This window comes from Enterococcus sp. DIV1096b, assembly GCF_050498765.1.
GTDB classification, from domain to species: domain Bacteria; phylum Bacillota; class Bacilli; order Lactobacillales; family Enterococcaceae; genus Enterococcus_D; species Enterococcus_D entomosocium.
Map to the genome: position 1 here is coordinate 278,136 of NZ_JBMHEK010000001.1, position 18,360 is coordinate 296,495.

Consider the following 18,360-nt stretch of genomic DNA (forward strand, 5'->3'; position numbering starts at 1 on the left):
GAAGGAGGGGCTAACAGATGAACCGCCTTAAAGAAAAATATTCAAAAGAAGTTGTCCCATCATTAATGGACAAATTTAACTACAGCTCAATCATGGAAGCACCAAAAGTTGATAAAATCGTTATCAACATGGGTGTCGGTGACGCTGTTTCTAATGCTAAAAACTTAGACAAAGCTGTTGAAGAATTACAATTGATCTCAGGTCAAAAACCATTGATCACAAAAGCGAAAAAATCTATCGCAGGATTCCGTTTACGTGAAGGAATGCCAATCGGTGCGAAAGTAACTCTACGCGGCGAAAGAATGTATGAATTCTTAGATAAACTAGTAAGTGTGTCATTGCCACGTGTCCGTGACTTCCACGGTGTGAGCAAAAAAGCGTTCGACGGACGCGGAAACTACACTTTAGGTATCAAAGAACAATTGATTTTCCCTGAAGTAGATTATGATTTGATCGACAAAGTACGTGGTATGGATATCGTGATTGTAACAACAGCAAACACAGATGAAGAATCTCGTGAATTGTTGACACAATTAGGCATGCCATTCCAAAAATAAAAAAAGGAGGCGAACTACGTGGCTAAAAAATCAATGATTGCTAAAAACAAACGCCCTGCTAAATTCTCAACGCAAGAATATACTCGTTGTGAACGTTGCGGACGTCCACATTCAGTTTATCGTAAATTTCATCTTTGCCGTATTTGCTTCCGCGAACTTGCCTATAAAGGACAAATTCCCGGCGTGAAGAAAGCTAGCTGGTAAACTATACTCGCATAAAGGAGGTAAATTATCCCATGGTCATGACAGATCCAATTGCAGATTTTCTAACGCGCGTGCGTAACGCAAACATGGTTAAACACGAAAGCCTAGAAGTACCTGCTTCAAAAATCAAACGTGATATCGCTGAAATCTTGAAACGTGAAGGTTTCGTCCGCGATGTTGAATACATTGAAGATGACAAACAAGGCGTGATCCGCGTATTTCTTAAATACGGTAAAAACGGTGAACGTGTTATCACAAACTTAAAACGTATCTCTAAACCAGGCTTGCGTGCTTATGTCAAAGCTGACGAAGTACCAAAAGTATTGAATGGTCTAGGAATCGCGATTATCTCAACTTCTGACGGTGTAATCACTGACAAAGAAGCTAGAGCAAAAAATGTTGGCGGCGAAGTAGTCGCTTATGTATGGTAATTTAAAATATTCCACAAGGAGGTGCCTCTAAGTGAGTCGTATCGGTAATAAGATCGTCGTTCTTCCTGCTGGTGTTGAAATCAAGCAAAACGGAAACGACATTACAGTTAAAGGACCTAAAGGTGAATTAACACGTACTTTCTCTTCTGATATCACAATGAATATCGAAGGAAACGAAGTAACATTCACTCGTCCAAATGATAGTAAAGAAATGAAAACTATCCACGGAACTACCCGTGCAAACTTCAACAACATGGTTGTTGGTGTTTCTGAAGGTTTCCAAAAAGCGTTAGAATTAATCGGGGTTGGGTACCGTGCTCAATTACAAGGAAAAAAACTTGTATTGAACGTTGGTTACTCTCATCCAGTTGAAATCGAAGCGCCAGCTGGAATCGAAATCGAAGTTCCTTCAAACACTTCTGTGATCGTTAAAGGATCAGATAAAGAAGTCGTTGGCGAATTGGCTGCCAATATCCGTGGCGTTCGTCCTCCAGAACCTTACAAAGGCAAAGGAATTCGTTATGTTGGCGAATTTGTACGCCGTAAAGAAGGTAAAACTGGTAAATAGTCGTAATTCTTTACGACTAGCAGCTTAGGCTAGCAAAATTAAAAGAGGTGACAAATTGTGATTACAAAACCAGATAAAAACAAGACACGTCAGAAAAGACATCGTCGTGTACGTAACAAAATCTCTGGTACTGCTGAGTGCCCACGCTTAAACGTGTTCCGTTCGAACAAAAACATCTACGCACAAGTAATTGATGACGTAGCGGGTGTGACGCTAGCAAGTGCCTCTGCCTTAGACAAAGAAGTTTCAGGTGCAACAAAAACTGAACAAGCACAAGCTGTCGGTAAATTAGTCGCAGAACGTGCAGCAGCAAAAGGTATTAAAGTAGTAGTCTTTGACCGTGGTGGATACCTTTACCATGGCCGTGTAGCAGCTTTAGCTGAAGCAGCTCGCGAAAATGGACTGGAATTTTAAGAGAAGGAGGAACACCATTCATGGTTTATATTGATCCAAAACATTTGGAATTAGAAGACCGCGTTGTTGCGATCAACCGTGTAACTAAAGTTGTTAAAGGTGGACGTCGTCTACGTTTTGCTGCATTAGTTGTTGTCGGTGACAAAAACGGACACGTAGGTTTCGGTACTGGTAAAGCGCAAGAAGTACCAGAAGCAATCCGTAAAGCAATCGAAGACGCGAAGAAAAACTTGGTGGAAGTACCAATGGTTGGTTCTACAATCCCTCACGAAGTTATCGGTGTATTCGGCGGCGGACGCATCCTTATGAAACCTGCTGTAGAAGGTTCTGGGGTAGCTGCTGGTGGACCAGTTCGTGCCGTATTGGAATTAGCTGGGGTAGCTGATATCACATCTAAATCTTTAGGTTCTAACACACCAATCAACGTTGTTCGCGCAACAGTTGAAGGTTTAAAACAATTAAAACGCGCTGAAGAAGTGGCAGCACTTCGCGGCAAATCAGTAGAAGAATTAATCGGTTAAGGAGGACACTATAATGGCTGAATTGAAAATTACTTTAAAACGCAGTATTATCGGACGTCCCCAAAACCAACGTGATACTGTAAAAGCGTTAGGTCTTACAAAGTTGAATTCAACAGTTGTAAAACCTGCTAATGATGCAATCAAAGGCATGGTTAACACTGTTTCTCACTTAGTGGACGTTGAAGAGGTCTAAGGATCAGCAGATCTAGTTTGATTAAGGAGGTGCCAAACCTATGAAACTTCATGAATTAAAACCATCAGAAGGCTCACGCCAAGTACGTAACCGTGTCGGACGAGGAACTTCATCTGGTAACGGTAAAACAGCTGGACGTGGACAAAAAGGTCAAAAAGCTCGTTCAGGCGGCGGAGTACGTCTAGGATTCGAAGGTGGACAAACACCATTGTTCCGTCGTTTACCAAAACGTGGCTTTACAAATGTGAACCGCAAAGAATATGCAGTCATCAATCTTGATGTCTTGAACCGCTTTGAAGACGGTGCTGAAGTAACACCTGTTGCTTTACACGAAGCTGGAATCGTCAAAGACGAAAAAGCTGGAATCAAAGTATTAGCTAACGGAGAATTAACGAAGAAATTGACTGTGAAAGCAGCTAAATTCTCAAAAGCAGCTGAAGAAGCAATCGTTGCTGCTGGTGGATCAATCGAGGTGATCTAATGATCAGACTATTGAAGGATGCCTTTAAGGTTAAGGATATTAGATCCAGAATATTGTTCACCGTCTTAATCTTGTTTGTCTTTCGTCTGGGAACACATATTACTGTGCCAGGCGTAGACGCAAGTCGCCTAAATACCATCGCGGATCTACCATTTTTAAACATGTTAAACTTGGTAAGTGGTGGCGCCATGCAACAATTTTCGATTTTCTCGATGGGGGTTTCGCCTTACATCACTGCCTCAATTGTCATTCAGTTGTTGCAGATGGATATCGTCCCTAAATTTGTTGAATGGTCGAAACAAGGTGAAGTGGGTCGTAAGAAATTAAATCAGGCAACACGTTACTTGACGTTGGTATTAGGCTTTGTCCAATCCATGACATTAACGGCTGGATTTAACTATTACACTCAACTCGGGTTTGTAAACAATCCTAATATGGCAACCTATATCGTGATTGGACTGATTTTAACAGCCGGAACGATGTTAGTCACTTGGTTAGGAGAGCAGATCACCGAGCGGGGTATCGGAAACGGTGTGTCAATGATCATCTTTGCGGGGATCATTTCACGCTTACCAGCAAGCATCAAAGAATTGATTGAAGATTACTTCATTAACGTGGATCAATCGGATATCTGGCTAAATGCTATCTTTATGGCGCTGCTTGTGATCGCTGTGTTGATCGTCATTACTTTAGTAACGTATGTTCAACAGGCAGAACGCAAGATTCCGATCCAATATACAAAACGGGTAGCAGGAGCGCCTACCAGCAGTTACCTTCCTTTGAAAGTAAATGCTGCCGGGGTAATCCCAGTTATCTTTGCCAGTTCTTTTATTACAACACCAAATGCGATCATTCAAGCATTAGGTAGTTCATATAGAGGCGAAACTTGGTACGAAGTGGTGCAAACGATCTTTAGTTACAACACTGTACCGGGTGCGATCATCTATACTGTCTTGATCGTTGCGTTTACCTTCTTCTACGCATTTGTTCAAGTGAACCCTGAGAAATTAGCGGAAAACTTGCAAAAACAAGGAAGTTACATTCCGAGTGTGCGTCCTGGTAAAGGAACCGAAGAATATGTATCGCGTTTGTTGATGCGATTAAGCACGGTTGGATCGATCTTTTTAGGATTGGTTGCTTTACTTCCAATCATCGCTCAGATGGCTTGGAATCTACCGCAATCGATCGGTCTAGGTGGAACGAGTCTATTGATCATTATCGGTGTGGCACTTGATACTGCCAAGCAGTTAGAAGGGCTTATGCTGAAACGGAAATATACTGGTTTCATCAATTAAAGTTATTGAAGTGTTGAGGATTTCCTCAACACTATTCAAAAACTTACAGGAGGAATTAGAATGAACTTCATTTTAATGGGATTACCTGGTGCTGGAAAAGGTACTCAGGCAGAACGTATCGTTGCTGAATACGGTCTTCCTCATATTTCAACAGGCGATATGTTTCGGGCTGCGATGGCGAACGAAACAGAACTAGGCCTTAAAGCAAAATCATACATGGATCAAGGCGCATTAGTTCCTGATGAGGTTACAAATGGGATCGTTAAAGAACGTTTAGCTGAACCTGATACCGAGAAAGGTTTCTTATTAGATGGTTTTCCTCGTACTTTGGATCAAGCAAAAGCGTTAGATGAGATGCTAGCTGACCTTAACAAAAAACTTGATGCCGTTATTGATATTCATGTTCCTGAAGAAGTTCTTGTAGAACGTTTAGCCGGCCGCTTCATGTGCCGCAATTGTGGGGCAACTTATCATAAATTGTTCAATCCTCCCAAAGAGGAAGGAACATGTGATCGTTGTGGAAGTCATGACTTCTACCAGCGTGAAGATGATAAGCCTGAGACGGTCAAAAATCGTCTAGCTGTCAATATCAAAAGCAGTGAACCAATTTTGACTTATTACAAAGACAAAGGGTTATTGCAATCGATTGATGGGGATCGCGACATCGACGCTGTATTCGAAGATGTTCAAAAGATCATTGACTAATCATAGATTGCCCGAGTCCAACTTGCAGCTTAAAACTTTCTCTTGAAATCTTTGACAGGATATGATAGAATATGTCAGTCCGACTTCTACTTTTTATTAAGTAGGAGCATAGTTTGAGAATATCAGGTGGGAACCGAGTTTCCGCCATTTTATCGTGTGAAAATCACAAGTACAAGGAGGTACTGTGCGTGGCAAAAGAAGATATGATTGAAGTCGAAGGTACAGTCGTCGAAACTTTGCCGAATGCAATGTTTAAAGTAGAATTGGAAAACGGACACCAAGTTCTAGCGACCGTTTCTGGTAAGATCCGGATGCACTACATTCGTATTTTACCTGGAGACAAAGTAACGGTGGAATTATCCCCGTATGATCTGAACCGTGGCCGCATTACTTATCGCTTTAAATAATTGTACTCCGTAAAACCACAGGAGGTATTATCATGAAAGTAAGACCATCAGTAAAACCAATGTGCGAACATTGTAAAGTAATTCGTCGTAAAGGACGCGTTATGGTGATTTGCCCAGCAAATCCAAAACATAAACAACGTCAAGGATAATCGGAGGTGTAACAAATATGGCTCGTATTGCAGGAGTAGATATTCCTCGTGATAAACGTGTGGTCGTTTCACTTACTTATATCTATGGTATTGGTAACACGACTGCAAAACAAATTTTAGCTGACGCTGGCGTGTCTGAAGAAGTTCGTGTTCGTGATTTAACGAATGAACAAACAGATGCTATCCGTGCAGAAGTTGATAAATTAAAAGTTGAAGGTGACCTTCGTCGTGAAGTGAACTTAAACATCAAACGATTGATGGAAATCGGTTCTTACCGTGGGATCCGTCATCGCCGTGGATTGCCAGTTCGTGGACAAAACACGAAAAACAATGCACGTACTCGTAAAGGCCCGTCTAAAACAGTCGCAGGCAAGAAAAAATAATTCCTAAGTGAAGGAGGTTAAAACTTCATGGCAGCAAAAAAAGTGAGTCGTAAACGCCGTGTGAAAAAGAATATTGAAGCGGGTATTGCACATATTCACTCAACATTCAATAATACAATCGTAATGATCACTGATACTCATGGTAATGCATTAGCATGGTCATCAGCTGGTTCATTAGGTTTCAAAGGAAGCAAAAAATCTACTCCTTTTGCCGCTCAAATGGCAGCAGAAACAGCTACCAAAGCAGCAATGGAACACGGATTAAGAACTGTTGAAGTAACAGTTAAAGGACCTGGTTCTGGACGTGAAGCAGCAATTCGTTCATTACAAGCAGCAGGTTTGGAAGTGAGTGCGATCCGTGACGTGACTCCAGTCCCTCATAATGGATGCCGCCCTCCAAAACGCCGTCGTGTTTAATGAGTGCTGCTCATTTTGAGTGTAACAAATACGTCATTGAACAAGACACTTTTCGTTTTGAAAGGGGTAATAGATAAGAATGATTGAATTCGAAAAACCAAGAATCGCAAAGATTGATGAAGACAAAGATTATGGCAAGTTCATCGTGGAACCTCTTGAAAGAGGCTACGGAACTACACTAGGAAATTCCCTACGTCGTATTTTATTATCTTCTTTACCTGGTGCGGCAATCACCAATATTCAAATCGATGGAGTTTTACACGAATTCTCAACTGTTAAGGGTGTTCGGGAAGACGTTGCTCAAATCATCTTGAATATTAAAGGTCTTGCATTGAAAATGTACGGGGATGAAGAAAAGACCCTTGAAATTGATATTTCAGGACCTGCTACAGTAACTGCTGGCGATATCATCGTTGATAGTGATGTAGAAATCCTTAACAAAGATATGTATATCTGTACCGTTTCTGAAGGTGCTACGTTCCATGCTCGCTTAACAGTGAAACCTGGCCGCGGCTACGTTCAAGCGGACGAAAACAAAAAAGAAGACATGCCAATCGGCGTTCTTCCAGTCGATTCAATCTATACACCAGTACGTCGTGTCAACTATCAAGTAGAAAACACACGTGTCGGTCGTCGAGATGATTTCGACAAATTAACGATGGAAATATGGACTGATGGCTCAATCGAACCATTGGAAGCAATGAGTTTGTCTGCGAAAATCATGACTGAACATTTAGACATCTTTGTTAACCTAACTGATGAAGCGAAAAACGCTGAAATCATGGTTGAAAAAGAAGAAACACAAAAAGAAAAAATGTTGGAAATGACGATCGAAGAATTAGACTTATCTGTTCGTTCATACAACTGTCTAAAACGTGCAGGAATCAATACTGTACAAGAATTGACAAACAAATCTGAACCAGAAATGATCAAAGTAAGAAACTTAGGCCGTAAATCTCTTGAAGAGGTCAAAGTGAAATTACATGATTTAGGTTTAGGACTACGTAAAGACGATTAAACCGTTTTCGATTACGTTAGTTCGGTTCGTCTGACCGATACAACATTCGAAAGTGAAGGAGGGAAACCACGTGAGTTATCGTAAACTAGGACGCACATCTAGCCAACGTAAAGCGATGTTGCGTGATTTGACAACTGATTTATTCATTAACGAACGTATCGTTACGACTGAAGCTCGTGCGAAAGAAGTTCGTTCAACTGCAGAAAAAATGATCACTTTAGGTAAACGTGGTGATTTGCATGCACGTCGTCAAGCAGCAGCATTCGTTCGTAATGAAGTTGCAAGTGTACGTGAAGAAAACGAAGAAGTAGTTATTGAATCAGCATTACAAAAATTATTCAATGATATCGCTCCTCGTTACACAGATCGCCAAGGTGGATATACTCGTATCTTGAAAACAGAACCAAGACGCGGAGATGCTGCACCAATGGTTATCCTAGAACTTGTTTAAAATCACACTTATCATCACTTTATAGATGTTTACTAAGAGTGTTATGATGTTGGAAGAAACTTTCCGAGTCTAGCTCAGCGCCTACACCTCGATGTATTTCGAGGTGTACGCACTCATCATAAAGTGCTTTTTTTTTACTTTCGATTACCTGTCAAGACAGGTGATGGCAAGTGAAAAAAAGATCTGGAGACAAATCGTGCGCGAATCATTGAAAAACGTGCGCTTTTTTGGTAGTGTTAGAAAGAATTAATCGCAAATGAAGGAGTCTATCATGAAGCCAATCATTGAATTGAATGCTATTACTGTGCGTTATAGCGAAGAAGAGCGTGCCGCGTTAAATAACGTATCCTTTTCCATCAACAAAGGGGAATGGGTGGCGTTGATCGGCCATAACGGCTCTGGAAAATCAACTTTAGCAAAAACCATCAATGGCTTGATCTTGCCACAAGAAGGCAGTGTTTCTGTCGGCGAATTGCCTTTGAATGAAGAAAATATCTGGAATATTCGAAAAATGGTCGGTATGGTCTTTCAAAACCCTGACAATCAATTCGTTGGTTCGACGGTGGAAGATGATGTGGCTTTCGGTTTAGAAAATCAAGGAATCCCGCGAGAAGAAATGCTGGTTCGTGTCAAAGACGCTCTGGAACAAGTACGGATGAGCGAGTTTGCGACCCGGGAACCCGCGCGCCTTTCTGGTGGTCAAAAACAGCGGGTAGCCATTGCCGGTGTCGTTGCACTGCGCCCGGATATCATCATTCTTGATGAAGCCACTAGTATGCTAGATCCAGAAGGCCGTGAAGAAGTGATCGCAACGATCAAAAAAATCAAAGAGAAAAACAATTTGACCGTGCTATCGATCACCCATGATATTGATGAAGCAGCTAACGCCAATCGGGTGCTGGTGATGCGTCAAGGAGAGCTCGTCCGCGAAGGGACACCAGCAGAGATTTTTTCTGCAGGTCCGGAACTGATTGAGCTAGGCTTAGATCTGCCGTTTCCTGAAAAATTAAAGGCGGCACTAAAACAGCGGGGCGTCACGGTACCACAAGCGTACTTAACTGAAGAAGGGATGGTGGATTGGCTATGGACATCCGTTTTGAACAAGTAGGATTCACCTACCAACCGCATTCTCCGTTTGAACAACGGGTTTTGTTCGATATCGATTTAGAGATCAAAGAAGGCTCTTATACCGCCTTAGTCGGTCATACGGGTAGCGGAAAATCTACGTTGCTGCAGCACTTGAATGCATTATTAAAACCAACGACTGGAACGGTCACGATCGGTGAGCGAGTCATCAAACCCGAGTCAGACAACAAAAATCTAAAACCGTTACGTAAAAAAGTCGGGATCGTTTTTCAATTTCCTGAATCCCAATTATTTGAAGAAACCGTTGCGAGAGATATCGCTTTTGGACCGAAAAACTTTGGCATCTCCGAAGAAGAAGCCAAAGGTTTAGCCCAAGAATACATTCAATTGGTAGGTTTAGATGAAAGTTTTCTGGAACGTTCACCATTTGACCTTTCAGGGGGCCAAATGCGCCGTGTAGCGATTGCTGGAGTCTTAGCTATGGAACCAGAAGTTTTGGTCTTAGATGAGCCGACAGCTGGCTTAGATCCACAAGGACGCAAAGAGATGATGGAAATGTTTGATCGCCTGCATCGGGAAAAGAACATGACGATCATTTTAGTGACCCACTTGATGGATGATGTGGCGAACTATGCTGATTATGTCTATGTGTTAGAAAAGGGACGTCTCGTCAAAGCCGGCACGCCGTCCGTTGTGTTTCAAGACACTGCTTGGCTGCAAGAAAAGCAGTTGGGGGTACCGACAGCAACCGCATTTGCGGAGCAACTACAAGCCAGAGGATTGGCATTTGAGCAGTTGCCGCTAACGGCTGATGAACTGGCAGATGTTTTAGTAGCAAAGGGGGCGACTGCCCATGATGAATAAACTGATTTTCGGTCGTTTTATTCCCGGAGACTCCTTGATCCACCGTTTAGATCCACGAGTCAAATTGATTGCTAGTTTTTATTTTATTGCGATTATCTTTTTGGCGAATAATTGGCAAAGCTATTTATTAGCGGGTGCTTTTACGCTCTTTTGTATCTCCTTTTCAAAAATCGATTTTGGCTTCTTTATTCGAGGCGTTCGACCGTTGATTTGGCTGATTTTGTTTACCGTGGCGTTACAGATTTTGTTTACTACCGGCGGTGATGTCTATTGGTCTTGGTGGATCTTTAATATCACAGAATTTGGTGTCCAAAACGGGATCTTTATTTTTTGTCGTTTTGTTTTGATCATTTTCATGTCGACGCTCTTGACGTTAACGACGCCCCCATTAGAGCTTTCAGATGCGATCGAATACATTTTGCGTCCTTTAAAAGCGATCCGTTTCCCTGTCCATGAAATCTCACTGATGCTGTCGATTGCGTTGCGCTTTGTGCCAACCTTGATGGATGAAACAGAAAAAATCATGAACGCCCAGCGTGCCCGTGGGGTCGATTTCGGCGAAGGGGGACTGTTGCAGAAGATGAAGGCGATCGTTCCTTTATTGATTCCTTTATTTGTCAGCAGCTTTAACCGTGCGGAAGATCTAGCTACCGCTATGGAAGCCAGAGGCTATCAAGGCGGCGAAGGGCGTACCAAGTATCGTATTTTGCACTGGCATCAACGGGACACATTGGTTGTCATCGTTTTTGCGCTCTTTACAGTAGCATTAGTGTTCTTAAGAGGATAAACGAAGACCTATGATTGAAGTCAACCCACGAAAGGTTCTTAACGAAGCATCGAGGCTGCTGGCAATCCCAGCGGCTGGTTCGAAAAGACCTGTCGACCGATCAGACTTTTCTCATAGGCCTTTTTTTGAAAAAAATAGAAAGAAACAGGTGATTCAATGGTCCGCTATAAAGCGACGATCGCTTATGATGGCACGAATTTTCAAGGATTTCAACGTCAACCCAATGGACGAACGGTTCAAGAAGAGATTGAAAAGACATTAACGAAGATGAACAATGGTCAGCTGATTCAGATTCATGGCTCTGGCCGCACCGATGCGGGTGTCCATGCGCAAGGGCAAGTGATCCACTTCGATTTCCCTCAAAAGCGCCCACTGGAAAAAATGCGCTTTGGTTTAGATACCCAAACGCCAGAAGATGTTGCGGTAAAATCGGTGGAGATCGTTGACGATACCTTCCATGCCCGCTACTTAGTCATTGAAAAAACCTACCAGTTTCGGGTAGACATTGGGAAGCCCCGCAGTCCTTTCCGCCGTCATTATGCAAGTTATTATCCGTATCCGCTAGATTTGGAAAAAATCCAACGGGCGTTGCCAGATTTTTTAGGCACCCATGACTTTACCAGTTTTTGTGCGACGGGCAGTTCAGTCGATGACAAGACGCGGACGATCCATGAGGCGTCCATGGCGGTCAATGACGCTGGAGATGAGTTGATTTTTACCTTTCGCGGCGATGGATTTTTGTACAAGATGATCCGGATCATGGTGGGCACATTGCTGAAAATCGGCAATGGACGGATCGCACCTGACAGCATTCCTGCAATCATTGCGCAAAAAGACCGAAATGCGGCAGGTCCCACGGCTCATCCAGAAGGATTGTATTTGGTTCATGTTGCTTATGAATAAGGAAAAACACAAGCTTCGCTGCTCTTACACAACAAGAGAAAGCGAAAGCTTGTGTTTTTATTTTTTCTCAGGCAAAACAGAGGTGGTTTCTTGCCAATCTTCAGTCCTTGCCGTCGCGTTTTTAGGCGCAGTAGTGGTGGGTGTTTTTTCCAAGGTACCGGCAGCGACTAAGGCGGCGATGGCTACCAAAAATGCGAAAAGCAAGTAAAGCAGCCAACTCCAAGCAACGTGATAGCGATTGCCGATGCCTAAAAAGACCATTTGTCCGACAGGTCCCCCTAGCATTACAATGGTGGAAAAGATCCCGCTGCTGATGGCGAGATGTTCTTCATCAATCTCACGAATCAGATGTGCCGAAAAGCGAGGATTGATTTTTCCAATCAGATAGCCTTCAGCAAAGAGCAGCGCAATCATGAGCCAACGGTTATGCAGGAAGAGAAAATTCAAGGTCAACAGACATAAAACGAAAGAGGTATACGCAATCAAGCGAACCAGACCGGTATTCTTGAACCAGTCGGTAGCAAACAAGGCGCCAGCGACCATACCGATCGAAGTAGCGATGCCTGCCATCGCAACGGTGTTGCCATATGTGGCAAACCAAAGCGCAAGGTCATCCAACAGCTGGAGATTTAGTAGACCGCTCGTACTAGCAGCTAAGGTATTGATCAGTAAGGCAAAGAGGATCATCTTTTTAAGAAAAGCCGTACCAGTCAATAATTTAAAAGTATCCGAGAAATTCTGAAAGAGTGGTGTTGCTGCTTGATTGATTTTCCCTGGCACCGCATAGAAGAGCGAGCGGTTCAGGAAGATCACGATCGCGGCTAAGAAAAACGTCACGGCATTGATCAAACCAAAAGCCGCAAAGTTATTATTCAGTAAAATGATCCCCCAAGCACCGATGCCTTGAAAGACGATTTGAACGGTGGTTTGACACGCCATTTGAAAGCCCATGGCACTGTCTAAGGTATCAGCAGGCACAAGACGGCGAACATAGGGCAGCTGTAACCCAGAACAATAAGCGCCCAAACAATCAGATACAATGTTGATGCCTAGCAAAAGGAAGAAAGACCATAAACTAGGCGGCAGTTGGATCAAAAAAGCGAGTGCCACGAAAAGGACTCCTTGTAATAGTCGACTGCTGATCATCCATTGCACTTTGTTTTTGGTACGATCGGCTAGATAGCCGGTCAGGATCCGTAAGAGATCAGGGATCAGCAGTGCCATGGAGGCTAAGGAAACAGCAAGGGCATTAAAGGGTAAAGTACTGGCATAAACTACAAAGACGATATTAAATAAACTCATGCCGATGCCGCTGAGTAAGGCGGCGTTGACTAAGGCACGATAGCCGTTGTTTTGTTGATATTCTTTCATCGAAATCATCCTTTCACGTTCTACGTTGTAAAATCAGTATAGGATGCTTTATACTAAGAAGAGAAAATAATCCACTATAGTGGATTTTAAATGTACCAGGAGCGTACCAGAGGTTACTGTCACGAGTGGTTAACAGCTAAAAGAGTGGCATGTAAATAAGGTGCCGCAGATTTTGTTCCTCAACATTTTATAGGTTTGAATCTAAATTTGAATCTAGAACAGGAAAATTTAATTGCGGAGCTTCATTCGTGAAGTGGGATTGGTTTGGTGTTTGTAGACCGATCGTTGTGAGGAGGATGGTTATGGAAGAAGGAAAACTGTACCGACAATTGCGCAAAGAGCGCGGCTATACGATCGCTCAAGTGGCGGATGAACAAAACAGTCGCTCGTTTATCAGTAAATTTGAGCAAGGTGCTTCAAGTATCAGTATTCATCGATTGGAACGCTTATTAGAAAATATCCATGTCACAGTGGAGGAGTTTTATTATTTGCGTGCGCAACAAAAGGGCGTAAAAGGTCACGACAACCTGATGAGCTTTCCCAGCTATATGACGAGCGAATTTATGGATTTACTGGATCGAATTTTAGGGATCAACAAAGAAGCTTATTTGAGTAACGCCCACGCCCAGAGAAGCAAAGAAGGGCTGGAGGAAATGCGTAGCGAACTGATCGCCGCTTCCAAACAGCATTCTTTTGTTTTTCTGTACCTTGAGATCACAAAGGAGATACATGAAATCAATCTCTCAGGTCCTAAACCCGATCACTCTTCTGGCGACTATATGGAAAAGCTACGCACCAAAACCCGCCCCGTCATTTCCTACCTTACGAAAGTAGACAACTGGGGCGTTTATGAGATTTTGCTGTTTCGTTATTTTCAATTCTTGTTTCCTGTCGAAACCTCCTATCACTTACTGCAGATCGCTATCTCTCGCACAAAAAAAGAACAAGGTTTGTCCTTGATGCGAGAAATTCAAATGGATTTGATTTTTAGTTGTTTTACGACGTTTGTCAATTTTCGCCGCCTGGAGTGGGCAAAAGAGGTGTTGACCATTGCAGAGGAATTATTGGCAGATCGCGGAGACATGCTAAACAGTACGCATCTTCTTTGCTATCAAGGATGGTACTGGTATATTTATGGCGATCAAGAAAAAGGACTGTTGAAAATCGATCAAGGGCTTTCGATCTTTCGCGTCTTAAAACAAACCAAAATGGTTAAATTATGGGAGCGATCGTTGCACTCCATCAAGAAAAATGCGGAAGAACCCAACAGTTATCTTATGTTTCGCTAAACGCTCTAAGGGCTAACGGGCTAGGCATTGCTCCCCGAATCGAAGGGGATCTAGCGGGTAATGGATGCTAAGACCACTAGAGCGAACAACTGCGGAACCTGAGCACAAAAAAGAACCAAACTCACCGATCATTGAGCGACACCCATAAGTCAGCTTTTGCTCTAACTTAAGGGGATCGCCTCAAAAAGACGAGTTGGTTCTTTTTCGATTAGGTTTCTGGTGGTTGATCCATGAGTTGGCGTTGGTTGTCCAAGACTTGCTTTTTGGCTACTTGTTTCTGGTAAAACCAAGCAAACAAGATAAACAATGCGATGCAGCCAAAGAACAAGTAAACACCGATAACAAAGCCTTGCGGTAAGAAGGAGAGTTCCAAGTGATGGGTGCCACTTGGGATCGTCACACTGATAAAGCCATCTTGAAAGGCCGTGATTGGGACTTCTTTGCCGTCAAGCGTAGCAGTCCAGCCCTTGTCATAAGGGATGGTTGTTACAAGCTGCTGCTCTTTTTCAGTCGTGATGTCGGCTTTGGCACTGCGTTTGCCGACAGTCATAGCGACCCCTCGTTCTTGGATCGCATCAATTGCTTGTTGGTAGGCGTTGGTATCCAAGGTCACGACTTGCGGGTTTTGGAATGAGATTTCAGGCGTTCCGTAGAAGCTGACGGTGAATTGAACCGTCGTATCGGTCTCATAATGTCCTAAGTCGTAGTATTGACCGTTGATACTGATTTGCGTTTCTCGCTGCTGACCGTTGACTGTCACGGTGGCAGATGAGCTTTCCAATTCTCCGAAGTTGGCAGGGAAGAGACTCAAGTACGCTTGCGAGTTCGCCGGAACCTCCACTTGCCAAGTCACTTCTTTTGCGACATTGCTTTCTTGCTCAGTAAATTTCATATACATGCCGTCATTGGTGATATCTGTATTTTTACTATGGATCACCGTGATCGGCTGAAAGGCAAAATACTCTAAATTTAAATCGGCCAAGCCATTGAAAAGATTTTTCTGGCTCGTCAAGTTGTCGTTTTGCGGCTGTTCAATCGATTCGATGGTCGGTTCAGCCAAGAAACCTAGCGGTAACGCATTTTGATTCTCATAAAGCTTGTATTCACCAGATTCCCCCACACGTTGAAAGCCGTATTTGGTGAGATTTGGCTTGGAGATATTGTATTTGATCCCTGTAAAAGCATCCATCAGCAAGGTATTGTTCGGATAGCGGATATTTAAATTGGTGCCGCGGGACCGAAAGCCCAGCTTATCCAGGTAGCTTGAGGAATTGCGGTTACGGATCGAAGAAAACATGCTGACACCGCTGTAGCCATAATTGATACTGTCGTTGGAAGAAACAGGATCAAGGTTTTCTAATCGGAAAAAGGTATCATTGTCTTCGTTGGCTTGAGTGACTAGTTTTTTGATGTCCGGATAAGGTTCTGTATACAAACTGCGAGAAGCATAGTTCCAATCATTCAAAATTCCGCGAACCATGCCGCTCGTATTGACGGCCATTTCTCCGCAGACGAAGATCAGCATCAAGATCGTCACTCGTTTTTGTGTTAAAAGACCTAATTGCCCGAACCCAATACATAACAAGTAAAGAACAAAGAATACGATCGTTAGCGCAAAAGAAGTAGCGGAAACATATTCATAGGTTCCAGGTCCTTTCAATGCGTAGGAGAGGGCAAACACCACGATCGTAGAAAGACCAATAATGAGAAACAATCCGCGATCTTTTTGCTGCAGCTGCTCCCACCCGTATCCCGCCAGCATTATCACTAAGAAGGAGAACAAATAGGCATAACGGAAAAGGAACATATTTGGGGCATGCATCCCGTGCCAAAAAAGATTCATCGGCACGATATAAAAACTGGCGATCAAAACAGCAAACATGCCAGCGTATAAGAATTTATCCTTCAAGCGGATTTTCTTCGAAACAAAATATAAAATACACAACAGCAGCGGCAATAAACCGATATAGATGAAGGGGATGGAGCCGTATTTTGTCGTATCGTAAACACCGATCATGTTTTTCATCACGAGGTCAAAGACATCGGTGGCTTCGGTTTTAAAGGAAGAAATCGTTGTTAATTCTTCCCCGTTTGAGCGCAAATCCAATAAGGCAGGTAAGATGATCACCATTGAGGCGCCGCCAGCTAACAAGGAGGTGATGCCGTAAGGAATGATCGCCCCCCGAGCTTGCTTCCAGTTGCGCCCCAACTGAACCAAGAAATACATTACGGAAAAGAGACCGATCATAAAGCCCATGTAAAAACTGGATAAAAATAACAGCAGATAACTGATAAATAACACGACTGGTTTTTTCTTTTTCACTAAACGGTCAATACCTAAAATCACTAGCGGTAGATAGATCATGGCATCAAGCCACATGATCAGTTCCGAATGGGCGGTGATGAAGGACATCAAGGCATAACAGACGGCTAAGGTCACATGCTGCCAACGTTGGATCTTAAAGGTTTGGCTGGCATAAAACCAAAACGCCAAGCCCGCACTGCCGATCTTGATCAAGGTCAAGAAGTACAACGCATCTGGCATCAGCTGATTTGGGAAAAACAAGACCAGAGGAGTGAAGATCCCGCCTAAGTAATAGGAGATCAGTGCCAGATAATTCAAGCCTAAAGAGGCGTTCCATGTATAAAAGATACTTTGCTTGCCTAAGAGCATATTGCGAAAGCTGGCATGAAAGTTTGAGAATTGCGAAAAGGCATCACTGGCTAAGACACTGCGGCTGCTGCCAGGGTAGATGCCGATGGTCAAATAGATCACTGCCATGATAAGAAACGGCAAGAAGAAACTAGCAAGCATATAAGGCCAATGTTGTTTGGCAAATGTTTTTATTTTCGTCACAAGAAGTCACCTGTTCTTTATCAATTTTTTCTTAGTTTACCACAGGTGAATCGATTAAAAAAACAAAGACCTGTTTTCTTTAATGAAAACCTAAGTGAAAGCGCACCAAAGAAAAAAGGATACAAAAAAAGCCGTTCAAAACGAACGGCCGAAAAGGTCTAATTATACGCGCTCAACTTTTCCAGATTTCAAAGCACGAGTTGACACCCAAACTTTTTTAGGTTTTCCGTCAATCATAACGCGAACTTTTTGCAAGTTAGGTTTCACAGTACGTTTTGTCGCATTCATTGCGTGAGAACGATTGTTTCCACTTGTAGTTTTACGTCCAGTAAAGTAACAAACTTTAGCCATGTGGTTATTTCCTCCTTTGCCTTGATGTTGGAGCGCTATTTCAGCTCATACCATCTGAATTTATCACAGAAAGGTGAAAAAAGCAAGAGTAATTTTCAAGAAACATTGACTTTTCCCGGTAAACATTGTAAATTAAACAAGGTCGAAATGCAAGACGTTTGGTCAGAAAGCCCCTTTTCATATGTCTCATCCTTTTATTTGCGGTACAGCTATGATAAAATATGTAAGAAGAAAGATGGGTCATGCCCATTGAAGGAGGCTATAAAATGGCTGTAAAAATTCAAACCTCATCAGGTATTATTGAAATCAGCAATGAAGTCATTGCAACAGTGGTCGGAGGCGCAGCAACAGATGTGTTCGGCATTGTTGGTATGGCTAGCAAGAAACAAATCAAAGATAACATCAATGAAATTTTACGAAAAGAAAATTATTCTCGCGGTGTCGTTGTCCGCCAAGAAGAAAACGGCATTGCAGTGGATGTATACACGATTGTTAGCTATGGAACAAAAATTTCCGAAGTTTCCCGCAACGTGCAGGAAAAAGTGAAATACAACTTAGAAACGATGCTAGGTGTATCTGCGAACTCGGTAAATGTATTTGTTCAAGGCGTACGTGTACTGCCAGATTAGGCAAGGGATCCGTTCATGGCGGATGATTT

General features: G+C 42.9%; 25 protein-coding genes. 22 read left to right on the forward strand and 3 right to left on the reverse strand.

Annotated elements, in window-relative coordinates; all coding sequences use genetic code 11:
• The first annotated feature begins 17 nt into the window (after positions 1 to 17).
• From rplE to truA, 20 genes are all read left to right on the forward strand, one after another.
• Positions 18 to 557, forward strand: a complete 540-nt coding sequence (rplE, locus tag IGJ17_RS01320; RefSeq protein WP_005227088.1) for a 50S ribosomal protein L5 — start codon at positions 18 to 20, stop codon at positions 555 to 557.
• 18 nt (positions 558 to 575) lie between these two features.
• Positions 576 to 761, forward strand: a complete 186-nt coding sequence (locus tag IGJ17_RS01325) for a type Z 30S ribosomal protein S14 (protein WP_003128010.1) — start codon at positions 576 to 578, stop codon at positions 759 to 761.
• 32 nt (positions 762 to 793) lie between these two features.
• Entirely contained in the window at positions 794 to 1,192 is a 399-nt protein-coding gene (rpsH, locus tag IGJ17_RS01330) for a 30S ribosomal protein S8 (RefSeq protein WP_005227093.1), read from the forward strand.
• Between the two features lie 31 nt (positions 1,193 to 1,223).
• Positions 1,224 to 1,760 carry a 50S ribosomal protein L6 gene (rplF, locus tag IGJ17_RS01335; RefSeq protein ID WP_005227095.1) on the forward strand — a complete coding sequence of 179 codons (537 nt, stop codon included), beginning with the start codon at positions 1,224 to 1,226 and terminating at the stop codon, positions 1,758 to 1,760.
• Positions 1,761 to 1,817: 57 nt separating this feature from the next.
• On the forward strand, positions 1,818 to 2,174 hold the full coding sequence (rplR, locus tag IGJ17_RS01340) for a 50S ribosomal protein L18 (protein WP_005227097.1): 357 nt from the start codon (positions 1,818 to 1,820) through the stop codon (positions 2,172 to 2,174).
• A gap of 20 nt (positions 2,175 to 2,194) precedes the next feature.
• Positions 2,195 to 2,695: a 30S ribosomal protein S5 gene (rpsE, locus tag IGJ17_RS01345; RefSeq protein WP_003128014.1), complete on the forward strand. Its 501-nt coding sequence runs from the start codon at positions 2,195 to 2,197 to the stop codon at positions 2,693 to 2,695.
• Between the two features lie 13 nt (positions 2,696 to 2,708).
• Positions 2,709 to 2,888, forward strand: a complete 180-nt coding sequence (gene rpmD, locus IGJ17_RS01350) for a 50S ribosomal protein L30 (RefSeq protein WP_003128015.1) — start codon at positions 2,709 to 2,711, stop codon at positions 2,886 to 2,888.
• A 40-nt stretch (positions 2,889 to 2,928) separates the two neighbouring features.
• Positions 2,929 to 3,369, forward strand: coding sequence for a 50S ribosomal protein L15 (gene rplO / locus IGJ17_RS01355; RefSeq protein WP_003128016.1), 441 nt, complete (start codon positions 2,929 to 2,931; stop codon positions 3,367 to 3,369).
• Entirely contained in the window at positions 3,369 to 4,664 is a 1,296-nt protein-coding gene (gene secY, locus IGJ17_RS01360; RefSeq protein ID WP_005227099.1) for a preprotein translocase subunit SecY, read from the forward strand. Before rplO ends, secY begins: the two co-directional genes overlap by 1 nt.
• Positions 4,665 to 4,724: 60 nt before the next feature.
• Positions 4,725 to 5,369: an adenylate kinase gene (locus IGJ17_RS01365; protein WP_005227100.1), complete on the forward strand. Its 645-nt coding sequence runs from the start codon at positions 4,725 to 4,727 to the stop codon at positions 5,367 to 5,369.
• A 188-nt stretch (positions 5,370 to 5,557) separates the two neighbouring features.
• Entirely contained in the window at positions 5,558 to 5,776 is a 219-nt protein-coding gene (gene infA, locus IGJ17_RS01370; RefSeq protein WP_002288695.1) for a translation initiation factor IF-1, read from the forward strand.
• Positions 5,777 to 5,808: 32 nt separating this feature from the next.
• Positions 5,809 to 5,925 carry a 50S ribosomal protein L36 gene (gene rpmJ / locus IGJ17_RS01375; RefSeq protein WP_002288710.1) on the forward strand — a complete coding sequence of 39 codons (117 nt, stop codon included), beginning with the start codon at positions 5,809 to 5,811 and terminating at the stop codon, positions 5,923 to 5,925.
• 17 nt (positions 5,926 to 5,942) lie between these two features.
• The gene (rpsM, locus tag IGJ17_RS01380; RefSeq protein ID WP_005227102.1) at positions 5,943 to 6,308 is read left to right on the forward strand and encodes a 30S ribosomal protein S13; all 366 of its coding nucleotides are present in this window, start codon (positions 5,943 to 5,945) and stop codon (positions 6,306 to 6,308) included.
• Between the two features lie 27 nt (positions 6,309 to 6,335).
• Positions 6,336 to 6,725 carry a 30S ribosomal protein S11 gene (gene rpsK / locus IGJ17_RS01385; RefSeq protein WP_005227104.1) on the forward strand — a complete coding sequence of 130 codons (390 nt, stop codon included), beginning with the start codon at positions 6,336 to 6,338 and terminating at the stop codon, positions 6,723 to 6,725.
• 79 nt (positions 6,726 to 6,804) lie between these two features.
• Entirely contained in the window at positions 6,805 to 7,743 is a 939-nt protein-coding gene (locus IGJ17_RS01390) for a DNA-directed RNA polymerase subunit alpha (protein WP_008376367.1), read from the forward strand.
• 70 nt (positions 7,744 to 7,813) lie between these two features.
• Positions 7,814 to 8,194, forward strand: coding sequence for a 50S ribosomal protein L17 (rplQ, locus tag IGJ17_RS01395; protein ID WP_003128038.1), 381 nt, complete (start codon positions 7,814 to 7,816; stop codon positions 8,192 to 8,194).
• 271 nt (positions 8,195 to 8,465) lie between these two features.
• Positions 8,466 to 9,302 (forward strand): energy-coupling factor ABC transporter ATP-binding protein, encoded by an 837-nt coding sequence (locus tag IGJ17_RS01400; protein ID WP_005227109.1) that lies wholly within the window; start codon positions 8,466 to 8,468, stop codon positions 9,300 to 9,302.
• Positions 9,278 to 10,144 (forward strand): energy-coupling factor ABC transporter ATP-binding protein, encoded by an 867-nt coding sequence (locus tag IGJ17_RS01405; RefSeq protein ID WP_008376364.1) that lies wholly within the window; start codon positions 9,278 to 9,280, stop codon positions 10,142 to 10,144. The genes IGJ17_RS01400 and IGJ17_RS01405 overlap by 25 nt, the downstream gene beginning before the upstream one ends.
• Positions 10,134 to 10,931 (forward strand): energy-coupling factor transporter transmembrane component T family protein, encoded by a 798-nt coding sequence (locus IGJ17_RS01410; RefSeq protein ID WP_005227113.1) that lies wholly within the window; start codon positions 10,134 to 10,136, stop codon positions 10,929 to 10,931. The genes IGJ17_RS01405 and IGJ17_RS01410 overlap by 11 nt, the downstream gene beginning before the upstream one ends.
• 156 nt (positions 10,932 to 11,087) lie before the next feature.
• Positions 11,088 to 11,834 (forward strand): tRNA pseudouridine(38-40) synthase TruA, encoded by a 747-nt coding sequence (gene truA, locus IGJ17_RS01415; RefSeq protein ID WP_244732896.1) that lies wholly within the window; start codon positions 11,088 to 11,090, stop codon positions 11,832 to 11,834.
• A gap of 57 nt (positions 11,835 to 11,891) precedes the next feature.
• On the opposite strand, the gene IGJ17_RS01420 is transcribed toward truA, so the two are convergent.
• On the reverse strand, positions 11,892 to 13,205 hold the full coding sequence (locus IGJ17_RS01420; protein ID WP_429946968.1) for an MFS transporter: 1,314 nt from the start codon (positions 13,203 to 13,205) through the stop codon (positions 11,892 to 11,894).
• 302 nt (positions 13,206 to 13,507) lie between these two features.
• On the opposite strand from IGJ17_RS01420, the gene IGJ17_RS01425 reads away from it, so the two are divergent.
• A complete protein-coding gene (locus IGJ17_RS01425) occupies positions 13,508 to 14,494 on the forward strand; it encodes an Rgg/GadR/MutR family transcriptional regulator (RefSeq protein WP_034872077.1) in 987 nt (328 codons plus the stop codon).
• Between the two features lie 208 nt (positions 14,495 to 14,702).
• On the opposite strand, the gene IGJ17_RS01430 is transcribed toward IGJ17_RS01425, so the two are convergent.
• A complete protein-coding gene (locus tag IGJ17_RS01430) occupies positions 14,703 to 17,351 on the reverse strand; it encodes a YfhO family protein (protein ID WP_429946969.1) in 2,649 nt (882 codons plus the stop codon).
• 162 nt (positions 17,352 to 17,513) lie between these two features.
• The gene (gene rpmB, locus IGJ17_RS01435; protein ID WP_003128045.1) at positions 17,514 to 17,702 is read right to left on the reverse strand and encodes a 50S ribosomal protein L28; all 189 of its coding nucleotides are present in this window, start codon (positions 17,700 to 17,702) and stop codon (positions 17,514 to 17,516) included.
• A gap of 266 nt (positions 17,703 to 17,968) precedes the next feature.
• On the opposite strand from rpmB, the gene IGJ17_RS01440 reads away from it, so the two are divergent.
• Positions 17,969 to 18,331: an Asp23/Gls24 family envelope stress response protein gene (locus IGJ17_RS01440; protein ID WP_005227125.1), complete on the forward strand. Its 363-nt coding sequence runs from the start codon at positions 17,969 to 17,971 to the stop codon at positions 18,329 to 18,331.
• The last annotated feature ends 29 nt before the right edge of the window (positions 18,332 to 18,360 follow it).